General features: G+C 61.8%; 25 protein-coding genes and 1 riboswitch. Of the genes, 18 read left to right on the top strand and 7 right to left on the bottom strand.

Annotated features, from left to right (window positions below; genetic code table 11):
• Positions 1-46: 46 nt before the first annotated feature.
• Positions 47-940: an N-acetylneuraminate synthase family protein gene (locus AC6CHO_RS06440; RefSeq protein WP_060703215.1), complete on the bottom strand. Its 894-nt coding sequence runs from the start codon at positions 938-940 to the stop codon at positions 47-49.
• Positions 941-982: 42 nt separating this feature from the next.
• Positions 983-2134, bottom strand: a complete 1152-nt coding sequence (locus AC6CHO_RS06445) for a cytidylyltransferase domain-containing protein (protein WP_498214211.1) — start codon at positions 2132-2134, stop codon at positions 983-985.
• 229 nt (positions 2135-2363) lie between these two features.
• Here AC6CHO_RS06445 and AC6CHO_RS06450 point away from each other — a divergent pair, with 229 nt between their 5' ends.
• The 7 genes from AC6CHO_RS06450 to AC6CHO_RS06480 all read left to right on the top strand — a co-directional run bounded on the left by AC6CHO_RS06450 (position 2364) and on the right by AC6CHO_RS06480 (position 10241).
• Positions 2364-3827: a glycosyltransferase family 87 protein gene (locus AC6CHO_RS06450; RefSeq protein WP_498214212.1), complete on the top strand. Its 1464-nt coding sequence runs from the start codon at positions 2364-2366 to the stop codon at positions 3825-3827.
• Entirely contained in the window at positions 3824-5257 is a 1434-nt protein-coding gene (locus AC6CHO_RS06455) for a phytoene desaturase family protein (protein ID WP_498214213.1), read from the top strand. The genes AC6CHO_RS06450 and AC6CHO_RS06455 overlap by 4 nt, the downstream gene beginning before the upstream one ends.
• A 6-nt stretch (positions 5258-5263) precedes the next feature.
• Entirely contained in the window at positions 5264-6292 is a 1029-nt protein-coding gene (locus AC6CHO_RS06460) for a YdcF family protein (RefSeq protein WP_498214214.1), read from the top strand.
• 142 nt (positions 6293-6434) lie between these two features.
• On the top strand, positions 6435-7361 hold the full coding sequence (locus AC6CHO_RS06465) for an ABC transporter ATP-binding protein (RefSeq protein WP_498214215.1): 927 nt from the start codon (positions 6435-6437) through the stop codon (positions 7359-7361).
• A 6-nt stretch (positions 7362-7367) separates the two neighbouring features.
• Complete coding sequence (locus tag AC6CHO_RS06470) at positions 7368-8210, top strand: ABC-2 transporter permease family protein (RefSeq protein ID WP_498214216.1); 843 nt, start codon at positions 7368-7370, stop codon at positions 8208-8210.
• 34 nt (positions 8211-8244) lie between these two features.
• Positions 8245-9540, top strand: coding sequence for a sensor histidine kinase (locus tag AC6CHO_RS06475; protein WP_498214217.1), 1296 nt, complete (start codon positions 8245-8247; stop codon positions 9538-9540).
• The gene (locus tag AC6CHO_RS06480) at positions 9498-10241 is read left to right on the top strand and encodes a response regulator (protein WP_498214218.1); all 744 of its coding nucleotides are present in this window, start codon (positions 9498-9500) and stop codon (positions 10239-10241) included. The genes AC6CHO_RS06475 and AC6CHO_RS06480 overlap by 43 nt, the downstream gene beginning before the upstream one ends.
• A 68-nt stretch (positions 10242-10309) precedes the next feature.
• Here the strand turns inward: AC6CHO_RS06480 and AC6CHO_RS06485 are convergent, their stop codons facing one another.
• Positions 10310-10720: a LapA family protein gene (locus AC6CHO_RS06485; protein ID WP_498214219.1), complete on the bottom strand. Its 411-nt coding sequence runs from the start codon at positions 10718-10720 to the stop codon at positions 10310-10312.
• A 230-nt stretch (positions 10721-10950) separates the two neighbouring features.
• On the opposite strand from AC6CHO_RS06485, the gene AC6CHO_RS06490 reads away from it, so the two are divergent.
• From AC6CHO_RS06490 to rplI, 8 genes are all read left to right on the top strand, one after another.
• Positions 10951-12231: a M18 family aminopeptidase gene (locus AC6CHO_RS06490; RefSeq protein ID WP_498214220.1), complete on the top strand. Its 1281-nt coding sequence runs from the start codon at positions 10951-10953 to the stop codon at positions 12229-12231.
• Between the two features lie 93 nt (positions 12232-12324).
• Entirely contained in the window at positions 12325-12873 is a 549-nt protein-coding gene (locus tag AC6CHO_RS06495) for an LURP-one-related/scramblase family protein (RefSeq protein WP_186467991.1), read from the top strand.
• Positions 12874-13066: 193 nt separating this feature from the next.
• Positions 13067-13558, top strand: coding sequence for a helix-turn-helix domain-containing protein (locus AC6CHO_RS06500; protein ID WP_498214221.1), 492 nt, complete (start codon positions 13067-13069; stop codon positions 13556-13558).
• A 77-nt stretch (positions 13559-13635) separates the two neighbouring features.
• On the top strand, positions 13636-15726 hold the full coding sequence (locus AC6CHO_RS06505) for an acyltransferase family protein (protein WP_498214222.1): 2091 nt from the start codon (positions 13636-13638) through the stop codon (positions 15724-15726).
• A 170-nt stretch (positions 15727-15896) separates the two neighbouring features.
• Positions 15897-16193, top strand: coding sequence for a 30S ribosomal protein S6 (gene rpsF, locus AC6CHO_RS06510; protein WP_498214223.1), 297 nt, complete (start codon positions 15897-15899; stop codon positions 16191-16193).
• Positions 16194-16248: 55 nt separating this feature from the next.
• Complete coding sequence (locus AC6CHO_RS06515) at positions 16249-16821, top strand: single-stranded DNA-binding protein (protein ID WP_060703202.1); 573 nt, start codon at positions 16249-16251, stop codon at positions 16819-16821.
• Between the two features lie 62 nt (positions 16822-16883).
• On the top strand, positions 16884-17123 hold the full coding sequence (rpsR, locus tag AC6CHO_RS06520) for a 30S ribosomal protein S18 (RefSeq protein ID WP_013350683.1): 240 nt from the start codon (positions 16884-16886) through the stop codon (positions 17121-17123).
• A gap of 18 nt (positions 17124-17141) precedes the next feature.
• Positions 17142-17600 (top strand): 50S ribosomal protein L9, encoded by a 459-nt coding sequence (gene rplI, locus AC6CHO_RS06525; protein ID WP_060703201.1) that lies wholly within the window; start codon positions 17142-17144, stop codon positions 17598-17600.
• Positions 17601-17722: 122 nt separating this feature from the next.
• On the opposite strand, the gene AC6CHO_RS06530 is transcribed toward rplI, so the two are convergent.
• Positions 17723-18088 (bottom strand): SPW repeat domain-containing protein, encoded by a 366-nt coding sequence (locus AC6CHO_RS06530; protein WP_075972645.1) that lies wholly within the window; start codon positions 18086-18088, stop codon positions 17723-17725.
• Between the two features lie 303 nt (positions 18089-18391).
• Between AC6CHO_RS06530 and AC6CHO_RS06535 the strand changes: the two genes are divergently transcribed.
• Complete coding sequence (locus AC6CHO_RS06535) at positions 18392-18697, top strand: helix-turn-helix domain-containing protein (RefSeq protein WP_498214224.1); 306 nt, start codon at positions 18392-18394, stop codon at positions 18695-18697.
• Positions 18698-18880: 183 nt separating this feature from the next.
• Positions 18881-20398: a succinyl-CoA:acetate CoA-transferase ScpC gene (gene scpC / locus AC6CHO_RS06540; RefSeq protein ID WP_498214225.1), complete on the top strand. Its 1518-nt coding sequence runs from the start codon at positions 18881-18883 to the stop codon at positions 20396-20398.
• Here scpC and AC6CHO_RS06545 read toward each other — a convergent pair.
• Genes AC6CHO_RS06545 through AC6CHO_RS06555 form a run of 3 tightly spaced genes read right to left on the bottom strand, consistent with a single transcriptional unit; the run spans position 20395 to position 22519 of the window.
• Positions 20395-21459, bottom strand: a complete 1065-nt coding sequence (locus AC6CHO_RS06545) for a PQQ-dependent sugar dehydrogenase (RefSeq protein ID WP_498214226.1) — start codon at positions 21457-21459, stop codon at positions 20395-20397. The genes scpC and AC6CHO_RS06545 overlap by 4 nt on opposite strands.
• 7 nt (positions 21460-21466) lie before the next feature.
• Positions 21467-22057: a dihydrofolate reductase family protein gene (locus AC6CHO_RS06550; protein ID WP_498214227.1), complete on the bottom strand. Its 591-nt coding sequence runs from the start codon at positions 22055-22057 to the stop codon at positions 21467-21469.
• Between the two features lie 45 nt (positions 22058-22102).
• Positions 22103-22519, bottom strand: a complete 417-nt coding sequence (locus AC6CHO_RS06555) for a PaaI family thioesterase (protein WP_498214228.1) — start codon at positions 22517-22519, stop codon at positions 22103-22105.
• Positions 22520-22919: 400 nt separating this feature from the next.
• A riboswitch (SAM riboswitch) is annotated at positions 22920-23037 on the top strand.
• A gap of 97 nt (positions 23038-23134) precedes the next feature.
• Here AC6CHO_RS06555 and AC6CHO_RS06560 point away from each other — a divergent pair.
• Entirely contained in the window at positions 23135-23635 is a 501-nt protein-coding gene (locus AC6CHO_RS06560; RefSeq protein ID WP_498214229.1) for a flavin reductase family protein, read from the top strand.
• Positions 23636-24011: the final 376 nt, after the last annotated feature.

A 24011-nucleotide genomic window follows, 5' to 3' on the forward strand; every position in this document is an offset into this window, starting at 1 on the left:
CGGTTGGACCCGTCGGTGAGTCCAACCGCCGGATACCTGGCAGTGATTAGGCGTCGACGCGGCGCAGGCGGCTCAGTGGAGCCAGCTCGCCCGGGAAGACCTTCTTCACGCCGTCGCCCATGGCCTGCTCGAGGATGCGGATGTCGCGGATCAGCGACTCGAAGCCCTTTGGCTCCAGGCTCGAAGCCTGGTCCGAGCCCCACATGGTGCGGTCAAGGGTGATGTGGCGCTCCACGGTGACGGCGCCCAGGGCCACTGCTGCCAGCGAGATCTGCAGGCCGCGCTCGTGGCCCGAGTAGCCCACTGGAACCTGGTAGCGGTCGCGCAGGGTTTCGATCATGCGCAGGTTGGCTTCTTCGGGAGGCAGCGGGTAGGTGCTGGTGGCGTGCATCATGACCAAGTTCGAGGTGCCCAGGGTCTCCACGGCCTTGTCGATCTGCTCGATGGTGGACATGCCGGTGGACAGGATGATCGGCTTGCCGGTCTGCGCCAGCGCCTTGAGCAGGTCGATGTCGGTGACCGATGCGGAAGCGACCTTGTGGGTGACTGCACCCTGCTCTTCCATGAACTCCACCGAAGGAACGTCCCATGGGGAAGCGAAGGCGTGCAGGCCCTTGGAGGCTGCGTAGGAGATGAGCTCCTTGTACTGCGCCTGGTCGAACTCGACGCGGTAGCGGTAGTCCAGGTAGGTCATGTCGCCCCATGGGGTGGAGCGGATCTTGTCGCGCATGTCGGTCGGGGTGGAGATTTCCGGGGTGCGCTTCTGGAACTTCACCGCGTTGGCGCCGGCCTCGGCCGAAACGTCGATCAGCTGCTTGGCGATTTCGATATCACCATTGTGGTTGATGCCGATTTCGCCGATGACGTAGACCTGCTGGCCAGCGCCGAGCAGGGATTCGCCGATGGCAACTGGCTTGATTTCGGTGGTCACGGAGGTCATTGATTTGCCTTTCATTGGGTGAAACTTGGAAAAATTTGCGGGTTAGCGTGCTGCGAGGACCAGTTCGGCCAGTTCTCGCACCGCCCCGTATCCGCCCTTGCGGGACAGCCGGTGGCGAGCAGCACGGTGTACTTGCTCGTTGGCATCGGCCACGGCGATGGGCCAGCCAACCAGGCTCATGGCGCCGAGGTCGTTGATGTCGTTGCCGACGTAGGCCACGCGCGCCGGGTTGATCGACTCGTCGGCCAGCCACTGGGCCAGGTATTCGGCCTTGTTCTCGATGCCGTGGGCCACTTCAACCTTGAGTTTTGCGGCCCGGGCGGCCACCACTGGGTTGGCTTCCTTGGAGAGGATCAGGAACTTCACTCCGGCGGCCCGAAGCCGGGCCACGCCCATGCCATCGGAGCGCGAGACGCGCACGGTTTCGGTGCCGTGCTCATCGACATAGGCGGTGTCCGGGGTGTGCACGCCATCAAAATCCGTGATGACCGCATCCACGCTGATCGCTGCCGGTTCATCGGGCAGTGTCAGTTCCGCCAGCAGCAGATCAGCCTCGGTGTCGATGTCGATCCCGTGCTCGGCCGGGACCTCGTGGACCTGGACCCGGCCGAAGAACCGGTGCCCCGCGGCCAGGAAGCCTTCGGTGTCCATGGCGTAGAACGCCCCGGTTTCGCGGAAACGCGGTTCGCGGTCCTGGCGGCGCGGGCGGTGCAGCTTCTCGTGCCCCACCGCTACCGCTTCGCCATTCTCGCCAACAGCCCAGTGGAAACCGTGGTCGGCCACCGCTGCGAAGCTGACTTCCGCTTTTCCGGAGGTGACCGTGGTGACGGCCGCATCCAGATCCGCTGGGTCGATCAGCGGGCTGGTGCACTGGATGAAGAGCGTCACCGCCGGCGCGGGCTGCGTGTTGGCCAGGACATGCTGCAGAACCGACTCGCTGCTGGCCGTATCCCCGGCGATGTCTGCCGGTCGGTCAACGACGCGAGCGCCGTAGCGCAGTGCTTCGGCTTTGATCTGCTCATGATCGGTGCTGACCACGACGTCGCTGACTGTACTCGCGGCCTTGGCTGATTCAATGGCGCGTCCCAGCAGCGACTTGCCGCCGATCTCACGCAGGTTCTTGAGCCGGATGCCCTTGGAACCTCCCCGTGCGGGGATGATCGCCATGACATGTGGCTGATTGGTTTTGCTCACGGATATGACGCTATGGGCCTTAGTTAACCAATCGGGAGTATTTAGGTAAACGAGGGGTGAAGTCGCGGTGTAATCACCTGCATATTTGCTGAGAGTCAGGTCAACAGCCATTTTGGCGGCATCGATGGGACTTCGGTGGAGGCTTGGCCAGCGGGGTGAACCCGATAGTTAACGCGAAACCCGGGTGTGCACACCGGTGGGCGCCGACAAAACATCTAGGCTGGTGGGTATGCACGAGCCAAACCAGCCACCGCCCCGGCGTGGCCCCCTGCGTATTACCGTGCCATCACGCGCGGACGGCTTCCTTCGGCAGTTCACGGCACTGATCGGCGGCCCGCTGGGACGGCGCAGCGATCCGGGGCGAATAGACCCGGGATTCTTCAGCGTGGAGAGGGTCATCATCCTGATGACCACGCTCGGCGCGCTGCTGATGCTGCTGGCCAAGAACCCGTGCAGGATCAACGGCTGGGGCGGCAACAACCCCTACCTCTACGCCTGCTACAGCGACTGGGTGCCGTTGTTCGGCGCTCGCGGATTCGCGGAAAACCCCTGGGCGCCCTTTAGCTCCAGCGCCGAATTCGAGTATCCGGTGCTCATGAGCGCGGTGGCGTCCGCGGTGGCCTCGATCGTGCCCGAGTCGGTGGCCAACCGCTCGCTGCTGTACTTCGACATGAACCTGGTGCTGGTGGCGATCCTCTGGATGGTTACCGTGCTGTGCACCGTGCGCATGGCCGGGCGGCGCCCCTGGGATGCCGCCATGGTGGCCATTGCCCCAGGGATCATCCTGGCCGGCAGCATCAACTGGGACATGTGGGCCGTGGCCCTGCTGGCCGCCGGCATGCTGGCCTTTGCCCGCAAGCACACGGTCCTGGCCGGGATCCTGATCGGCCTGGGCGCGGCGATGAAGATCTACCCCTTCTTCATCCTTGGCGCGATCCTGGTGCTGGCTATCCGCACCGGCCGGCTCAAGACCTTCTGGATCACCGGGGGAACGGCCGCAGCCACCTGGGTGCTGGTCAACCTGCCCTACGCGCTGGCCTTCCCCAAATCCTTCATGCACTTCTTCAGCTTCTCCTCGGAACGCGGCGCGGGCCTCTCCAGCTTCTGGCACGCCTGGAATGTGGTAGCGGCCAAGAACCCGGGCATGCCGAGTTTCGAGGCGGAGCAGATTTCGCGGTACGGGCTGGTGCTCTTCTTCCTGTGCTGCGTAGGCGTTGCCCTGCTGGGCCTGTACTCCCGGCGCACTCCGCGGCTGGGCTCGATGGCCTTCTTGATCATCGCCTCCTTTGTCATGGTCAACAAGGTCTACTCGCCGCAGTTCATCGTGTGGCTGATTCCGCTGTTCGTGCTGGCCCTGCCGCGCTGGCGCGAATTCGTGATCTGGATGCTGGTGGAGATCGCCCACTTCTATGGACTTTGGAACTATCTCGATTCCTTCTCCGCCGAGGACCCGCATAAGGCCTTCCCGGAGGCTGGATACGTCGTGCTGGTGCTGGCCCACATGATCATGCTCGGCTACCTGATGTACCTGGTGGCGCGCTCAATCCTTGACCCGCGGCGCGACCCGATCCGCGCGGTCGGCCAGGATGACCCGCTGGCCGGCGAATTTGCCGGACTGCCGGAGAAGACCACCCTGCGCTCGCTGTGGCCGGGAGCGAAGAAGCGGCACCAGCCCGCTGGGAGCGGGAAATGATCGACGTCGCCGTCGTCGGGGCCGGGCCCAACGGCCTGGCTGCCGCCGCCGTGGCCGCCAGGGCAGGACTGGCTGTCCAGGTTTATGAAGCCAATGACAGCATCGGAGGGGCAGCCAGGACCCAATCGCTGAACGGCTCCGAGGCGATCTTCGACCTGGGCAGCGCCGTGCACCCGATGGCCATGCAATCCCCGGCCATGCGCGAACTGGGGGTCCACGAGCGGGTCGAGTTCATCACCCCACAGCTGTCCTTCGCCCATGTGCTCGATGGGCGCACCGTGTGCGCCTACAAGGATTTGGAGCGCACCGTCGAAGCATTGGGCGGGGCAGAAGGCCGGATGTATCGCCGCTTGATCGAACCGCTGGTCCACCAGATCGACGGGATCAGCGCCACCCTGCTCGACACGCTGCTCAAGATCCCGCGTCATCCGCAGGCCCTGGCCGCCTTCGCCGCCGCCACGGTGGGCGGCATGGGGCTCAAGGAAGTGTTCTCCACGAAGTATGAGAAGGCCGCCGCACTGTACTCGGGCTGCTCGGCCCATGTGGCCGGCGGATCGCGTGGGCCGGCCAGCGCCGGTGCCGGATTATTCCTCGCCGCGACGGCCCACGCCAAGGGCTGGCCGATTCCGCGTGGCGGTTCCCAGGCCATCAGCGAAGCCCTGGCCGCCGAAGCCATGGCCCATGGCGCGCAGATCCACACCGGCGTGCGGGTGAACCACATTGATGAGCTGTCCGCGCAGAACATCCTGTTCGACACCTCCGCCGAAGATGCCGCCAAGCTCAGCGCCGGCCACCTGCCCGAACAGCTTTCCCGGGCCCTGTCCACTACCAGGCGCTCGCCGGGCAGCTGCCTGGTCCACTTTGTGCTCTCCGAACCGGTGCCATGGCGGGATCAGGCGCTGGCCACCGCCGGCACCGTGCATCTTGGCGGTACCGCCGCGCAGGTCGGCAAGGCCGAGCGCGCAGCCGTCCATCGCGGATCGGCGGCCCCTTTCACCATCGTGGCCCAGCCCTCGCAATTCGATGACTCGCGCGCGCCAGCCGGCCAGCACGTCATATGGGCCTACTGCCATGTTCCATTGGATTCGCCGGCAGATATGCGCTACGAAATCCAATCAATGATCCAGCGGGCTGCCCCGGGCTTCTCCGAGATCATCCTCGAAGCGCACGTGGTCACCGCCAAGGACCTCGAGCGGCAGAACGCCGCGCTGATCGGCGGAGACCTATCGGGAGGCACCATGGATCTGCTGGGCACCATCAAGCGGCCACGGGTTTCCCTGGATCCCTGGTACCTGAAGTCCAAGGGGCTGTACCTCATCTCGTCGGCGGCCCCTCCCGGTCCATCGGTGCATGGCATGGGAGGATACCTCGGAGCCCAATCAATGCTCAAACGCGAATACCGCATCAACAACTGGAAATCGGTGGGATAGTCGGCAATGGAGGAACTACTGGTTCAACTCGCAGGATGGGCCCTGCTTGCAGTGCTCTGGGCGGTGTTCATTTGGCAATACCGCAAAGATCCACGCCGGCTGGGCCTGGCCGCGTTGCTCTTCCCGCTCGTGTGCTCCAGCCTCGCGGCCGTGGCGGATCTGCTGACCACCGTGGTGCCGGGCTTCGGGTTCCTCATTGCCATCGTCCTGGTGATGACCCCGCTGATGGTGGTGGTGTTCGGCGCGGCGCTGATCTACAACGGCGTGTTGATGTGGCGGCGCGAAGGCGCGCGGATCTCCAACCTGCTGTCCCTGGCTGCCGGGGTGCTGGTGTTCATCCTGCCGGTGCTCGCGGTGCTGCTGGTGCAGATCAATACCTGGTGGAGCTACGCGCTGGCCTTCATTCTCTTTATGGCATCCGTTTTCACGGCCTGCCTATTCGCGATGATGCTGCTCTATGCGTGGGTGCACGCCAGGTTCCCGGCCAAAACCCGCGGGGCAGCCGCGGTGATACTCGGGGCGCGCGCCATCAACGGGAAGGTCACCCCCTTGCTGCGCGGCCGGCTGGACAAGGCGATCGCGCTGTATGCATCGCAAGCCGAACCTCGGCTGCTGATGGTCCCCACCGGCGGGCAGGGGCACGACGAACAGGAACCCGAAGGCGTGTCCATGGCCCGCTACCTGGGCGAGCAGGGCATCCCTGCATCCCAGATCCTGATTGAGGACCGGGCCAAGGACACCGTGGAGAACCTGGATTTCTCCAATGCCCTGGTGCGCGAACGCCAGCCGGAGGGCCAGCTGTGGCTGGTCACCAGCGACTACCATGCGCTGCGAGCTGCATTGGCATCGCGCCAGATGGGCCTGGAAGCCCGCGCCTTCGGCGGAAAGACGGCGGCCTACTATCGGCCCAGCGCGTTCCTGCGCGAGTGCGTGGCGATCGCCCGCGACCAGCTCAAGCTCATGATCCTGCTGGCTCTGCCCTTCGCGGTAGGCCTGGCCGGGATGATCTTCTTGGCCACCCACGCCGGATTCTGATTCCGCGCGGCAATCATTGATGGCATGCACCAACGGGTGCATGCCATCGCTGCTTCGGCCCGGCGCACTCAACCTTTTGAGTGACCAGAAGATCAGCATTCGGGGCGGTTCATCACGGCCCCATTTTTTCTAGGCTGGAGATATGATCCAGGCTCAGCAGTTGACGAAGAGATACGGCAATAAAACCGTGGTCGACCAGGTGTCGTTCACGGTGCAACCCGGAAAGGTAACCGGCTTCCTCGGCCCCAACGGGGCCGGAAAGTCCACCACCATGAGGATGATCGTCGGATTGGCGGCGCCCACCAGCGGACAGGTGCTGGTGAATCAGCGGGACTTCAAGAAGTCCCGGCATCCGCTGACCGAGGTTGGCACCTTGCTGGAAGCCAAGTCCGTGCACAAGTCGCTCACCCCGTTGGCGCATCTGCGGGCCATGGCGGCCACCGCCGGATTGCCCAGCTCCAGGGTCCACGAGGCCTTGGCACTGACCGGACTGAGCGGCGTGCAGCGCAAGAAGGTGGGCGGGTTCTCCCTGGGCATGGGCCAGCGCTTGGGCATCGCCACCGCGCTGCTGGGCGACCCGCAGGTGCTGATCCTCGATGAACCGGTTAATGGGTTGGACCCCGAAGGCGTGGCCTGGGTGCGCAACCTCGCCCGCCAGCAGGCGGCGGAAGGAAAAACCGTCTTCATCTCTTCGCACCTGATGAGCGAGATGGCGCAAACCGCAGACCACCTCATTGTCATTGGCCGCGGGCGCATCATGGCCGATGCCCCGATCAGCGAATTCATTGATAACGGACTGGCCCAGACGATCGTTCGCGCATCGGATATCGACGCATTGATGAATGCGTTGAGCGCCGAAGGCATTCAGCTGCGGCGCATTGACGGGCAGACCCTGGAGGTCACCGGCCCGGATTCGGAAATCATCGGGCGCCGAGCCTTGGAAACCGGCGTGGCGCTCAGCGAGCTGCGGCCACTGCAGCGCACTTTGGAAGATGCCTACATGGAATTGACCCGAGACGCCGTGGAATACAACTCGAATATTGTTGCCGAGCACAGCGGCGGGAAGTAGAAGAAGATGACTACTCATATTGAAGCGCCGCTGCGCGGCAAGGTCACTTTCGCCGGGGTGCTGCGCAGCGAAGCGATCCGCATGTTCGCGTTGAAGTCCACCGCAATCCTGCTGGCCTTGGCGGTGCTGCTCTATGCGGCGATCGCCGTCATAGGCACCTGGGGCGTGGGATCGCTGCTGCAGAGCATGGGGGATGTCAGCCAAATGGAGGGCATGGGCCCCATGGCGCAGCCAGGCTTTGCCAGCGAGACCCTCGGCTCCGGCCTGGTCTTCAGCCAGTTGATTCTGGGCGTGCTGGGAGTGCTGCTGTTCAGCGGCGAGTTCACCACTGGGTCGGCCGTCAGCACCTTCTTGTCCAGTCCGCAACGATGGCGCGTGATGTCAGCCAAGATTATCCTGATTGTGCTGCTGACCGGCCTGACACAACTGGTATCCAGCCTCCTGGCCTTTGTAGTGGCGAAGCCGATTGCCGAAAAGTATGACCTGGTTCTGGAGTTCGGCAGCGAATCCTTCCAGTCGGTGCTGTGGTACGGCACCCTGGCCGTGATCATGGCGGCCCTGATCGGCTTGGCTCTGGGCGTCCTGCTGCGCAATTCGGCCGGTGGCATCACCATTTTGGCCGGTGTGTTCTTTGTCCTGCCGATCATCACGGCAATCCTCGGAACCCTCGTGGACTGGTCCAAGGACATTTCGGCCTTCCTGCCCGACCAGCTGGGGTTGTCGTTGGCCACGCCACTGAGCGTGCCAACCGACTTGGAACTCTGGCAGCAGCTGGCCGGCGTCGCCGGATGGACCATCATCCCATTGGCCCTCGGCGCAGTATTGCTCGCCAAGCGGGACATCAAGTAATCGGCGAATTGGCCGAGAAAACTACACTGGAACCATGACCCAACAGACGCTGCAGGAAACTGTTGCCTCCTTTGACGAACTGACCGCCAAGCGGATGGGCCGGTTGCGCCGTTACCTGCGCACCCACCCGCGCTTGGTGGTCATCGGCGCCGTGGTGCTGTACCTGTTGCTCACCCTGCCAGGAGTCCTGGTAGCCGCGGCCATGCCGGGAGCCAACGCCACCGGCCTGCTGGTCATCACGCTGGCGGTCAGTGCCGCACTGCTCTATCGCCGAAAAGCGCCGATGACCGTCATCATCCTGGTGTTCGTTTTTGAATGCGTAGCCTTGATCATCGCAGGCCCGCAGGGTGGCTTAGGCGGCATGGGCATGATCATTGCCCTGTACACGGTGGCCACCAGCTATTCGGCCAAGCGCACCATTCCCCTGGCCGTGCTGGCCGGCAGCTTCCAAGTGGTGCTCATGGTGCTGATGGGCTTCCCTGACATGGCGGGGATGGAGCTGGATCCGAGCGACGGCATTGATGAAGCAACCTTCAGCCGAATCATCATCGGCATTTCGGGCAGCTTTGTCATTGGTTTCTACATTGCCGCGGCCGCAGTTGGCATGAACGTGCGCAATGCGCGAATTCACGAGGCCGAGCTCAACCACTGGGCCCGCCAGGTATCCAGCTTGGCCCAGGTTCAAGAGCGCAACCGCATTGCCCGGGAGATGCATGACGTGGTGGCCCATTCCTTGTCCGTGATGATCGCCTTGTCCGAGGGGGCCAGGGTGGTGGCCAAGCGGGATCAGGTCCGTGCCGACGAAGTGCTCAACGAGCTTTCGGGCACTGGCAGGGCCGCCTTGGCTGATATGCGCCGCATGCTGGGAGTCCTGCGCCAGAACGAGACGGGCGAATTGGAACCGCAACCTACCGGCGGCAATGTCGAACAACTGCTCGAGGGCTTCCGCACCGCCGGGCTGCCCATCACCTTCACCCAAACCGGGGGAGAGCTGCCCGAGGACACCACCTTCCAGTTGACGGTCTTCCGCATGATCCAAGAATCCCTGACCAACTCGCTGCGCTATGCCCGCAACGTCAGCGATGTGCAGGTACGTTTGGAACGGCGGCGCGATGAACTGCGGCTGGAAGTCATGGATAACGGGGATGCCACCAGGGTGCCCAGCGTCGGAAGCGGCCGGGGACTGCGGGGCATGCGCGAACGGGCAGCACTTTTCGAGGGGAACGTTGAAGCCGGCCCGGTAGCCAGTGGCGGATGGATAGTTAAAGCGGTGCTGAAGGTTCCCGAATGCGACGTGAAGATAGCGAAGCAGAAAACAGCGAAGGAATAGGCGTGGAAGAAAAAATCAAGGTCTTGCTGGTTGATGATCAGCCGCTGTTGCGCATGGGATTCCGGCTGATCCTCGAAGGCGAGGAAGATATCGCCATTGCCGGTGAAGCCGCCGATGGCCTGGATGCGCTGACGCAGACTGCGGTGCTGAAGCCGGACGTGGTGCTCATGGATGTCCGCATGCCCAAAATGGATGGCATCGAAGCCACCGAACGCATCGCGAAGGAGCACCCGGACACCAAGATCATTATTCTGACGACCTTTGATCTTGATGAATACGCCTTCTCCGGGTTGCAGGCCGGTGCCAGCGCATTCCTGCTCAAGGACGTGGCTCCAGAGGAACTGGTTCACGCGGTGCGCTTGGTGGCCTCCGGAGATGCCGTGGTGGCGCCGCGTGTCACCGCGCGGTTGCTGGAAACCTATGTCCGAAATGGCGGCAAGGCCCATGCAGGGCAGCCTGCTGAAGCTCCACGCGACCCTCTGCTGGATGACCTCACTCCGCGCGAGCAAGAAGTGCTGCGGGCGCTCGCCGAGGGGTTGTCGAATGCGGAAATTGCGCATCGCTTCTTCCTGTCCGAAGCGACCGTGAAAACGCATGTGCGCAGGATCCTGACCAAGCTGCATTTGCGCGATCGAGTCCAGGCAGTGGTCTACGCCTATGAAACGGGCCTGGTTGTCCCTTCCCAGGGGCTGGATTACTGATTCCGCAAACAACAATGGGCCGCTGGATGCCGAAGTGAAAACTCGACAGCCAGCGGCCCGAAGCGTTATTAGCGCTTGGCTGCCTTGCGCTTCTTCTTCGCAGTGGCGCGTAGCTGGATCACTCGAGCCACTCCTGCGATAGCTACCACCAGGGCACCGCCAACGGCGGCGATGAAGAGCGCCAAGCCCAGATTGACCTGGCCTTCATAGGCGAAGTACCTCAGGGTCACCTGGTCCTGGTTCTGTGCGATGAAGATGATCAGCAGGATCAGCACGATGATGCCCAAGACGGTAGCGGTCCAGATGCGCCCCAGCTTGGTTACCGGAAGCTTTTCCTTGGGCTCTGGCACTTCGCGTGGAGCCTTGCCGGCTTTTGGCGCCCGCGGCTGGACCGCGTGTTCACCGGAATTAACCTGCACGCCATTATCGGGCTCCACAGGCAAGCTGTGCGGCTCTGGGGTTGGATCAGATGCACTCATGATGATCTCGCTTTCGTAGTCTCCCGCTATGCCTTCAGCTTTGCCGACGCTAGGCTCCAAGTCAAGCATGAGATGCAGGTGTCTGGGTGGTTATTGGCGGGCCCTGGAACGGCTGATCCGCCGGGAACCGGGCACCGTGATACTAAGCTGGAGAGCAACCCGATCATCCAGGCGGGAACCTCATCCTGGATTTCAGCGAGACGATGACAGAAAGAAGTGAGTAACCAGCTATGGCACAAGCCGCAGCAATGGCCCACATTGCAGACCTGGCCGAATACGTCGCAACTTCCCCTTCCAGCTACCACGCGGCAGCAACGGCCGCCAAGCGGCTGGACGCTGTCGGGTTCACCGGCCTGAATGAAGCTGACGCCTGGAATCTCGGTCCCGGATCCTATTACGTGGTGCGCGACGGCGCGATTATCGCTTGGGTTCAGCCCGAGGCCGCCACCGCGACATCCGGGTTCCATATCCTCGGTGCCCATACCGATTCCCCGGGCTTCAAGCTCAAGCCAAAGCCGACCACTGGGTCCAACGGCTGGTGGCAGGCCGGCGTCGAGGTCTACGGCGGCCCGCTGCTCAACTCCTGGCTGGATCGCGAACTGGTTCTCGCTGGCCGCCTGGTGCTCAAGGACGGCACCGAGCACTTGGCCCAGACGCAGCCAATCCTGCGCATCCCGCAGCTGGCCATCCACCTTGATCGCCAGGTCAATGAAGGTCTTACCCTGGACAAGCAGACCCACACCAACCCCATCTTCGGCGCAGGGGACTTGGCAGACGCCGATATTCTGGCGGTCCTTGCCGAGTCTGCTGGCGTGGACCCAGCACAGGTAGCCGGATACGACATCCTCACCGCCCCGGCACAACGCGGCGAGGTTTTTGGCCAGGGGAAGGACTTCTTCGCCAGTGGCCGGCTCGATAACCTCACCTCGGTGCACGCCGGAATCATCGCGCTGACCGGCCACTCGCGGAAGCCAGCGGGCCAGCACGTTGCCATGCTGGCTGCTTTTGACCATGAAGAGCTCGGCTCAAGTTCGCGTTCGGGGGCCTGTGGCCCCTTCCTCGAAGAGCTGATCAACCGGATCCAGGCTTCGCTGGGCGCAGGTGTGGAAGACCAGGCGCGTGCGCTGGCCAATTCGGTGTGCCTCTCAGCCGATGCAGGCCACGCGGTGCACCCGAACTACCCAGAACGCCATGACCCGGCCAACCGGCCACAGGTGAACGCCGGGCCGCTGCTGAAGATCAACGCCAACCAGCGCTATGCCACCGACGCGGTAGGCGCTGCGGCCTTCGCCAACTGGTGCGAGAGCGCCGGGGTTCCTTATCAGGAGTTCGTGTCCAATAACCGCGTACCGTGCGGCTCGACGATCGGCCCGTTGACCGCCACCCGCTTGGGCATTCGCACCCTCGACGTGGGTGTTGCCCTGCTGTCCATGCACTCGGCCCGTGAAATGTGCGGCGTGGATGACCCTTGGTACCTGTCCAAGGTGGCACGCGAGTTCTTCTCAGCGTAGTTCCTGCATCGCAAAAGGCCGGCAGCGATGCTGGCCTTTTGCGTATCCAGGCCCACCTGTTGGCAGGAAAAAATCGGTGGCATAATCATCAGCATGACGATTTTTGCCCAAGACATGCTCATTTTTCAGCAGACAAAGAATTTCTCGAAGAATGATTTTGCAATCCTTGACGCCCACGGCATGCAGGTTGCCCATGTTGAGACCGGGGGCAGTGCGCTGGGGCGGATGTTCGCTGGCGCGCGGGAGCTGACAGTCTTCGACGGGCCGGAGAAACCGGTGATCAAGGTCAAGGACACCATGACCATGGGCCGCGACCGCTTCGAGATCTTCGACGGGAATGGCGGCCCGCTGGCGAGCCTGGTCAAGCGGATCACCCTGTTCAAGACCCGCGTCACCATTTCGATGCTCGGCGAGGAGCTGGACCTGACTGGCAGCGTGTGGGATTTTGATTTCCAGATCACCGGTCCCCAAGGGGTACTGGGTACGGTCACGCGCCAATGGTCCGGAATGGGCAATGCGCTGATGGGCAAGTCGACCTATGCCTTGCAGCTGTCCAGCAATCTCGGCACGCAGCAGCGGCAAGCAATCATCGGTTCTGTCCTGGCCTTGGATCTGATCCGCGAAAAGCAGCAGCGCAATTGATGCCCGCGCTGCGCGTGCTTCATCGAATTAACTCGAACTTGGCAAGCCCTCGAATATGCCCCATGAGGCATGTTCAAATAATTCAGGTCAATCGCCATTTTGTTCGCCAGTCGTGCGCTGTCGCTAAGCCGTCGGGCAACTGTCGTGGTCCTGTCGTGGTGGTTTCGAGGTCCCCGCCGATAGCTTTAGTTCCATGAATGAATCACGGATTGCAGAACTTCGCCGGGCCAAGGGATGGACTCAAGAACGCTTGGCCAAACAGAGCGGCATTACGGTCAGAACTATTCAACGACTTGAAGCCGGGAATGATGCCAGCTTGGAGTCCATCTCGCAGGTAGCCAGGGCCCTGGATGTGCAGGTTGGCGAATTGTTCCAGAGCGTTCAAACGCCAAATTTCTCTCAAGCCGTAGAAGGGCTTGAGTCCCGGACCCGTGCAGAACAAGAGCGGCGAGACTCAATCACGCAAGGGATCATGATGATCTTCCGTGGCGTTGGTCTTCTGGTCACCTTCGGAACGGTCATCCTGGGAACTGCGGGAGGACTTGGATGGTACATCTGGCTACTCATTCCGATTTACTGGGGTGCAGGAAAGGTGCTCCTGGACGCAATAATAAGGCTGGGCGTTGATCCGAAACTGGATGCCAAATACCCGCTCTCCACGCCAAGCCAGAGCGAAGGCAGCTGAGCTTCCCATCAGCCGTTAGCCCGGCGGATACCGTTTGATTACCTGTTGTTCATCCCAGGCTGGTCAGATCGAACAATATGAGTTCGAATTCCGTGCAGGTCAATAATTTCAGACCGGAAATCCAAGCGATGCGTGCACTGGCGGTCCTTCTGGTGGTCGCCTACCATCTGGAGCCCAAAGTGGTTCCCGGCGGCTATATCGGCGTGGACATCTTCTTCGTCATCTCGGGTTTCCTGATTACCTCGCACCTGTTGCGCGAAGCCGAACGCACCGGGCGCATCAGGCTATCGGCGTTTTTTGCCGGCAGGGCCCGGCGCATCCTGCCCGCCGCCATGCTCGTAATCTTGGTGGTTGTGGCCGCCGGCTTCTTGGTCTTCCCGAAGACCCAGTGGGGCACACTGGGCCTGCAGGCTTTGGCCTCCGCCTTCTCCGTGCAGAACTGGGTGCTGGCCGCAGATTCCGTTGATTATCTGGCCGCCGAGCAAGCGGCAGGACCGCTGCAGCACTTCTGGTCCCTGGGCGTGGAAGAACAGTTCTATCTCTTCTGGCCGCTGTTGATCCTGGCGGTGTGCTGGCTGGTCAAGCTCGAGGTTCCCGGAGCGCATTCCGATCATTTTGCCGCCCGCCGCCGGTGGTTGTGGCTGGCATTTGGCGCGGTGTCCCTCTTGTCGCTGGGGTACTCGGCGTACGCCGGATATTCCGGGGACGCAGCAGGGTACTTCGTGACCACCACCCGAATCTGGGAGCTGGCCGTTGGCGGATTGCTGGCGCTCGGCGTGCAAGCACATGAGAACGATGCCCTGCGCCTTCCACGATGGGTGACTGCATGGTCCACGCGAAATCTGGCCGTTCTAGTCGCGCTGGGTGCCATTGGCATCGCCGCCTTCAGCTATGACGGAGCCACCGTCTTCCCCGGTGTTGCCGCTGCAGTGCCGGTACTGGGCTGCGCGGTGATCATTGCCGCCGGAAGCACCCGCGGCCCCGGCTCTTTGCACCAGCTCGTCAACTGGCGGCCGGTGCAATGGGTGGGCCTTGCCTCGTATTCGCTCTATCTTTGGCACTGGCCGCTGATCGTTTTTTACACCGAGCTCTCCGGAGGCAAGCCGAAGCCGCTGCAATCCGCCGCCCTGTTGGCCGGTTCCTTGCTCTTGGCATGGGCGAGCCTGAAATTCGTGGAGACACCGATGCGCCACCTGCGCTTCTTGGCTGTTTCCCCGGCCAAGTCCCTGATTGCCGGTGCTGCCATGGTCGCGGTGGCCGCTACGGCGGGACTGCTTCCGGGCATCGCCCAGGAGCGCATGGTGGAACAGGAGCAGCAGGTGGCAACCGCGCTGGCCGAGCAACCGCCCGAAGGATTCGGCGCAGCATCGCTGGCCCACGGCGCACCGGCCTTTGTCACCGGCGAACACCAGGTGGTCCCGGTGCCGGCCGAGGCCGCCAAGGATCTTCCCGACATCGGCAGCTGCGTGCAGAATCCGCAGTCGACCCAGATCAAGGAATGCGAGTTCGGCAGCAAGGATGCGACCTATACGGTGGCGCTTGTTGGGGATTCGCATGCCGCCCACTGGTTCGAGGCGTTGAACGGCTTCGCACGCAGCAAGGGGTGGAAAGTTGTTACCTATCTGAAGAACTCGTGCCCCTTTAGCGAAGCGCAGCGCAAGGCAGATCAAGACGGAAGCATCAACTGCAGCGAAGCCTTTGAGCAGAGCATGGATGACCTGGCCAAGCGAAAAGACATCGACGCGGTGATCACCTCGAACTGGGGCGGGTCCACCTTCGTTTCCGATCCCGCGCAAGGCTTGGCGGCCGCGTGGGGCAAGCTCGAAGATGCCGGCCTGCCGGTCTATGCCATTGCCGATACCCCGCGGCCGCCCCAGGATTCCTACGCCAGGGACTGCGTGGAGCAGAACATCAATAACCCCGAAGCCTGCTCATTCCCCGAAAAGGGGGCCTACGAAAAGGGCGACGCCACCAAGGCCGCCGCCAAGCTGGAGCCGCGAGTGAAGGTCTTGGACTTCAGCGACCAGTTCTGCGTAGCTGGAACCTGCCCAGTGGTTGTCGGCAATGTTTTGATCTATCGGGATAAGCACCACATCAGCGACACCTACATGAGCACGCTGGTGCCGGTCTTCGGGCAGCGGCTGCAGCAGGCCATCGATTCGAAGTAGCCGCCCATGATCTAGGACACGAAGGCTTATGCTTGCGCGAGGATCTCGGGTAGGATTGAAAAGTCTGTGCTACTGCATGCCCGAAACTTGGGCGTCTGGTGCACTGATAACGCAAGAACCTCCTGTTGCGGAAATACCGCGACCGTTTAGCCCAAAGGAGGTGGGTTCACATGCGTGCTTATGAACTTATGGTCCTCATTGATCCAGAGGTCGATGACCGCACCGTAGAGCCAACCATCGAGAAGTACCTCGAGGTTGTCCGCTCCAACGGTGGCACCATCGAAAAGGTTGATATCTGGGGTCGTCGCAAGATGTCCTACGAGATCAAGAAGAAGGCAGAAGCCACTTACGTAGTGGTGAACTACACCGCAGAACCAGCCGCTTCCGCTGAGCTTGAGCGCCAGCTGAAGATCAACGAGCTGATCCTGCGCCACAAGGTCACCCGTCCGGAAGAGGCCCGCGTTTAATTACGCGCAACCTTCCGTCGTAGGAATAAACGTTCAATCTTTCTAAGGAGAGTCAATGGCAGGCGAGACTGTTATTACCGTCATCGGAAATCTGACCGCCGATCCGGAGCTGCGTTTCACGCCGTCCGGTTCAGCCGTAGCGAACTTCACGATCGCTTCGACTCCTCGCACCTTTGACCGCCAGTCCAATGAGTGGAAGGACGGGGAAGCCCTGTTCTTGCGCGCATCGGTGTGGCGCGAGGCTGCAGAGAACGTTGCTGAAACGCTGACCAAGGGCATGCGCGTCATCGCCCAGGGTCGTTTGCGTTCACGTTCCTACGACACCAAGGAAGGCGAACGTCGCACCGTGATGGAGCTTGAGGTCGATGAAATCGGCCCATCGCTCCGTTTTGCGTCCGCCAAGGTCACCCGCACCCAGCGCTCCGGCGGTGGCAACGGTGGCTTCGGCAATGGTGGCGGTGGAGGATTCTCCAACGCACCACAGCAAGGTGCTCCAGCCCAGGCGCCGCGTCAGCAGCAGCCGCAGCAGGGTGGCGGATGGAATGCTCCAGCCGCAGACCCATGGAGCACCGGCGGAAACAACGGTGGCGGCTGGGGCAACCCAGGCGCAGACGAACCACCTTTCTAAACAATATTTATTCACCATCCCGCAGATCACTCTGCGGGCTCCAAAGCTAAAGGAGCTCCACGATGGCTAAGGCTGAAATCCGTAAGCCCAAACCAAAGTCCAACCCATTGAAGGCCGCTGACATCACCGTCATCGACTACAAGGACACCGCATTGCTGCGCAAGTTCATCTCTGACCGCGGAAAGATCCGCGCTCGTCGAGTGACCGGCGTTTCCGTTCAGGAACAGCGCAAGATCGCACAGGCTATCAAGAACGCACGTGAAGTAGCCCTGCTGCCTTACTCCGGCGCTGGCCGCGGCTAAGGAAGAAGGGATAGCAAAATGGCAAAGATCATTCTGACTCACGAAGTATCCGGTCTCGGTGCTGCTGGCGATATTGTCGAGGTAAAGAACGGCTACGCCCGTAACTACCTGCTGCCACGCGGCTTCGCAATCGTCTGGACCCTGGGCGGTGAGAAGCAGGTGGAGTCGATCAAGGCTGCACGTGCCGCTCGCGCTGTTGCAAACCTTGAGGAAGCTCAGGCACTTGCAGCCAAGCTGAAGTCCCAGCCGGTGAAGATCACCATCAAGGCTGGTTCCAACGGCCGCCTGTTCGGCACCGTCAAGACCACCGATATCGCTAACGCCGTAGAGGCTGCCGGTCTGGGCAAGATCGACAAGCGCAACATCGAGGTCAACGACCACATCAAGTCGACTGGCAACTACAACGCAACCGTTCGCGTACACGAGGACGTCGTTGCAAACCTGCGCCTGCAGGTTGTAGCTGCTGCCAAGAAGTAAGTCTTCTAGACTCGGCTTCTGTTCAAGAGGTGGCGTGCGCTCCGCAAGGAGCGCACGCCACCTCTTGGCGTTAACCCGCCGTCCAGCCCGCCCAGATGGCAGGCTATCGGAATCGCGGATTCTTAGTGCGCCATCCGGGATCCACCAGTTGCATGGCGCATTTGAATAGCAGGAGCGAGTGCAAGCAGTCCGGCAACGACGCCGGCGCCACCGCAGATCCAGGACATCCAGGCAACGCCGGCGAAATCGGTAAACGATCCCATCCAAGGCGAGGCGAAGAGCAGGGCGCTGGCGATGGCAAGTGCCCATTCCATGGAAACCAAGCGTGGCATCATGACGCTCCAGACGCCGGTGATCACCATGAGCAGGCCGAAGGCCGCCATCAGTCTCATCGAGGTGCTGGTTCCCTCAAGCCACATGGTTGAAACTGCGGCCAGAATACCGGCCGCGACGCCGACCCAGTCTTGCCACCGAGTCCATTTCTTCATTGTGAAAACCTCCAACATCCATTGCAGAGGGCTCCTTAGCGGGAGTCGCTTTAAGGGTAGGTTCGCGGTTGCCGATGCACAATCTACTTTTGGGAGCATTTTGGTAAATCCTTGGCCCTGGATACGTCCCAGCTGCGGCACCGGAGGGCACCTGGTTCTTGTGGGGACACCGCAGGTTCGCGCATAATTCACCAGATCGCCTTGCGCCCGCTGCCGCTTAACCGTTGGCATTGGAGCCGCAGGCTCGTAGCCTCGAAGATGGGACTGGCCAGGCCAACACGATCGAGAGAAATGGCGGAATACATGGGTTTTGCGTTTGCCGATCCTGAAGCATTGACCAAGGAGCAACGCGAGGCAGTGGCCGAGCATCAGCGCACCGTCCGCAGCGGCCTGCGCAAGCTCTCATTGCGCGCCCTGCGCGAAGAAGCCAGCCTGAGCCAGGCCGAAATGGCTGCGCGGCTCAAGCTGCCGGCGGACCGCATTGCCCGCATGGAAACCGGCGACCTGGACCGGGTCCAGCTAGCCACCTTGCGCCGATATGCCTCGGCCATGGACGCCCGGATCGAGATCACGGCGACCCGCGGCGAGGCCTTCGCCCAGCTGGGCTAGCCCGGCCCCGCGGCGCGAATGGCCGACCGGCCACCGCAAATAGCGGGCAGCTCATCGAGAAAAGCGCCACCCACCGCTGGATCCGACCATCTGCCCTCCGGCTCGGCATCTCTAGCGGCTAAAGTGTTCCGGTGAGATGCGGGTTATAGACCTGCGTCACAGCCGAGCTTCGAAGGGGTTATTTTGCACGAGCGTATTCACCACCGGGCCTTTGCCGATCGCCTGATGAGCGCCGAACAGGCGGCAACCATCATCAAGCCGGGAATGACGGTGGCCATGAGCGGCTTCACCGGTGCCGGATACCCGAAGGCAGTGCCCGGCGCCCTGGCCGCCCAGATGGAACGCCAGCACGCTGCCGGCGAGGAGTTCAAGATCAACGTGCTCACCGGCGCCTCCACCGCCCCCGAGCTCGATGGGGTGCTGGCCAAGGCCGAGGGCATGAACCTTCGCCTTCCCTACATGTCCGATCCCGAGCTGCGCCGGCGCATCAACGAGGGCAACATGGAGTACATGGACATCCACCTGTCCCATGTCGCCCAGCACGCCTGGTTCGGCTTCTACGGCAAGATCGACGTGGCCATCATCGAGGTGGTCGGCGTAACCGCCGAAGGCGACCTGATCCCCTCCAGCTCCGTGGGCAACAACAAAACCTGGCTGGAGATGGCCGACAAGGTCATCATCGAGGTCAACGCGCAGCAATCCGCCGCCATGGAGGGCATGCACGATGTCTACTACGGCACCGCCTTGCCTCCGCACCGCAAGCCCATCGAGTTGACCACGGTGCGCGATCGGATCGGCCAGAAGTACCTGGACGTCGACGTCAGCAAGATCGCCGCGGTGGTCCAAACCGACGCGCCAGACCGGCTGAGCCCCTTCGCCCCGGTGGACGAGACCAGCGAGAGGATCGCCGATCACCTGCTGGGCTTCCTGGACTCGGAGATCCGCGCCGGCCGGTTGACCGAGAAGCTGCTGCCGCTGCAGTCGGGCGTCGGCAACATCGCCAACGCCGTGCTGGCGGGCCTGTCCCGCGGCGGCTACAAGTCCTTGGCCGCCTACACCGAGGTCATCCAGGATGGCATGCTCCAGCTGATCAAGGACGGCACCATCGAGTTCGCCTCGGCCACCAGCTTCTCGCTGTCCGCCGAGGGCATCGAGGAATTCAACCGCAATGTGGAGCACTACCGCGAGCGCATCCTGCTGCGCGCCCAGGAGATCTCCAACCATCCGGAGATCATCCGGCGCCTGGGCTGCATCGCCCTGAACGGGATGATCGAGGCCGACATCTACGGCAATGTGAACTCCACCAACGTCCTGGGCTCCCATGTCATGAATGGCATCGGGGGCTCGGGCGACTTCGCCCGCAACGGCTACCTGTCGGTGTTCATGTCCCCGTCCACCGCCAAGGGCGGCAAGATCTCGGGCATCGTGCCCTTCGCATCGCATGTGGACCACACCGAGCACGACACCATGATCCTGATTACCGAACAGGGCCTGGCCGACCTGCGCGGCCTTTCGCCCAAGCAGCGCGCCCAGCTGGTCATCAAGAACTGCGCGCATCCGGACTACCGTGGGCTGCTGCAGGACTACTTCGACCGGGCTTGCAGGGAAAGCTACGGCAAACACACCCCGCACCTGCTGGGCGAGGCCCTATCCTGGCACCAGCGCTTCGAGCAGACCGGGGATATGCGCCCGGCCAGCTAGCCGCCGGTCTGGCGGGGCATCAGGCGCACGATGCGGTCATCGCCAGCACCGGGCTGGCCACGCCCGTCGGTGTTGTTCGTCAGCACCAGCAGCGAGCCGCCAGGATCCACCAGCACATCGCGCAGCCGGCCGAGCCGGCCATCAAGCAGCTCATGCCCGGTGGCCGGCGCGTCCAGTTCCACCGCGCGCAGCACTTCGCCGCGCAGATTCGCCAGGTAGGCGGTGCCATCGAGGATCGCGATGCCGCTGGGGCTGGCCTCGGAGGGGGACCACTGCGCAATCGGGTCGGTGTACGACCGATCTGCACCGCCCTTCCCCTCGACTTCGGGCCAGCCATAGTTCCCGCCGGCCTTGATGATGTTCAGTTCGTCGAAGGTGTTTTGCCCGAATTCGCTGGCATACATGGTGCCGTCATCGCTCCACGCCAGGCCCTGCACATTGCGGTGCCCATAACTGTAGACGAGGGAATTCTCGAAGGGGTTGTCTTCCGGGGCGCTTCCATCGGGTGCCATGCGCAGGATCTTGCCGCCCAGCGCCTGCAGGTCCTGGGCTTGCCCAGGGTTGGACGCATCGCCCACGCTCGCGTAGAGCATTCCATCCGGTCCGATGGCCAGCCGCCCGCCGTTGTGGATATTGGCCGAGGGCAAGGAATCCAGCAGGGTCCGCGGAGCCGACAATGACAAGTTTCCGGCGCTGCCTTGCACCGTGAATTGCTGAATGCGGTTACCGGATTCAGCGGTGGAAAAAGCGTAGAGCTGGTCCGGCGCGAGGAAGGCCAGGCCCAGCAGCCCGCCTTCGCCTATCGCTGCGAGATCCTCGATCCGGGCCACTTCGCGGCTCTGTCCGGACTCCGAAACCTCCAGGATCTTCCCGGAATCGCGTTCGCTGACCAGCAAGCTGTCCTGGACGTAGACCATGGACCACGGAGCTTCCAAGCCGGTGGCCAGTAGTTCTGGAGCGGTTTGCGATTCGGCAGCTGGACTTGGAGGTGGTGTTGGCGTGGAGCATCCGGCGAGGAAGACTGCGCCGAGCAGCAGGCAAGCCTCCCGGATGTGCTTCATCGAGCGGCTATGCGTGCGCCGGCTGGTGGCGCGTTGGGCGATACGTCAGTTCCTGGATCCGGCCGTCCAAAAGCTTTGAATCGACAAGTTCCAGGTCATAGTCGTCGACCCCGCCGAGTACCGGAGCCGAGCCGCTATGCCCGGTAAGCACCGGGAAGATGCTCACCTGAATGAAGTCCACTAGACCTGCCGCCAGCAGCGAATGGTTCATGGCCAGGGAACCGTGAGAGCGCAGCGGGACATCTGAGGTTTCCTTGAGTCGGGCGACGACTTCCAAGGCATCAGCGCGCTCCAGCGCCGCATTAGGCCAAGACAGCGGCTCTTCCAAGGTGGTGGAGATGACGGTGGCGGGCTTGTCGTGCAAAGCCACGCCCCACGGGTCTTCAACCTCGGGATTCATCTCGATTTCTGCCCAGAAGAGACTAAATAAGCGGAAGGTGTTTGCTCCGAAAACCATGCGGCATGGGGGAGTGTAGAGCCCGAGGCGGTGGGCCAACAGCTCTGGCCCCTGTTTTCCCCAGTAGCCACCCCAATCGCTGCCTGCACTGCCGAAGCCATCAAGGCTGCTGAACACGTCAAAGGTATAGGTGGCACTCATGGCAAGCCTCCGAAGCTGATCCGCTAGGTGCCACCTAGGATACGCTCAGGCGTTGGGCATATCTACGTTTTGGGTGCGCAATTGTCCGCGCGAGAGTTCCTTTCCGCTGGCCTGATCGCTGATGACAACTTCCCACAACTGCTGGGACTTGCCTTGGAACAGCGCCTTGGCCGCAACCTGCACGCGCGCACCGGTGGAGGGACGCAGGAAGTCGGTGGCATTGTGAACGCCCACGGCAAATTGATTGCGCTCTGAGACCGCGTAGCTGGCGCCCACGCTGCCGGCGCTTTCAATCATGGAGGCATAGACACCTCCATGAACGACGCCCCACGGGGTGTGGTGCTCTTCATTGAGGTCGGCATGGCCTCGCACGGAAGTGGCGGTGATGTCATCAAAGACCAGGCCAATGCTGTCAGTGAAGCGGCTGGTCTTGTCGGGGATTCGCTGTTCTGGGGAACTCACGGGTGACTCCAAAAGTGTTGGGGCGCTGTGCGCCTGTTCGAGCGGTGGGGCTTGCGGTTCAATTATTTGCACTTTACCTGCTGAAGTACGCGGCAATCCTTGCGGGAAGATCCTCGGCATCGGATCTTTACATTCGGTGTACGCCATGGCGAACCCTGGCGCCGCTTTTCCACGAAGCGCAGATGCCGGAAGATATTTAGCCCTGCCATAAGTTAATGCGTTACGACGAAGATCACACCTTCATGGCCCGCTGAAGTGGCCGCAACGGGCCAAATAGGTGAATAAAAGACTGTTTCATGACCCTAAAACTGATCCACAGTCGAATATTTTATTGAATATTGCGATTTGAGAAGTGAATTGTTTGACGGTGCTTCGTCATGAGTCATATTGTTTTAAGCAGAATCAAGAGCATCAGCTAAAAGCCCTGGCTTGCTGGTCGGCAACCCTCTCAACGGTAGTGGGGTGCTCCAGGTGAGGATTCGGTTTTGCGCCAAATGGTGTCAGAACAAGTACCGCGCACGGCGTGAAACCTCAGTGGCAACCGGATTCGGAACATCCCGAACGGCTGTTCCCGCTGGGTCTGACGCGGTGGGCAAGAACCGAAGGAATCGAGCCATGTCATTGAATCGTGAACTTGACCCGCTAACCCTACGCAAGGTTTTCGCCCAACATCCCTCAGGCGTGGCCGCTCTGTGCGCAGAAGTGGACGGCGTAAAAACCGGCATCGTTGCATCCTCATTTACTGTGGGGGTTTCGCTGGAGCCGGCATTGGTGATGTTTGCAGTCCAGAAGACCTCCAACACCTGGCCGAAACTGCGCGAGGCCAGCCACATTGGTGTTTCGGTTCTCAGCGATCTTAATGGAGGGATCTGCACGCAGATCGCTTCAAAGAAGGGCGATCGATTCCTCGGCGTGGATACCGTGGTTTCTGAACAGGGCGCTCTGTTCATTGAAGAGTCCACCCTCTGGCTGGAAACGTCGATTTACAACGAAGTCGAAGCTGGTGACCACTGGGTTGTGCTTTTGGAGGTGCATGGGCATCACGCATCACAGCACTCGCCGCAGATCTTCCACGATTCCCGATTTCATTCAATCCCAGTTCCTGAGCTCGTCTAAAGCTTCCGAGGAGTAGTTTCCCGAAGGCCCGGCGCGGATTTCCTGATGGTGATCTGCACCGGGCCTTGTCGCGTCTAGGGACGCGTTCAACGCGAGGCAAATAGTTATCCACGGTATGGATGGCGGCCGCTTCGCGAAAATGTGGACTATTGGCCATAGCCTGCCGAGTTGGCCGTGATAAAGGGCGGTGACTAAGCCTTTTGTGATTCTGTGGATATCCACATGGTTATCCACACGACTGTGGGCAAGATGTGCAGAACTGTGTAAAAACTGCAATAAACCCTGTATTGCGGGCGTTTTTGGGTGTTGATAACTACTGGGAACATATCGCTACCTTCAATAAAAAATTTCCCTGTCCACAGATGTGAAAATACAA

It is taken from the genome of Glutamicibacter sp. GQ173 (assembly GCF_059759215.1).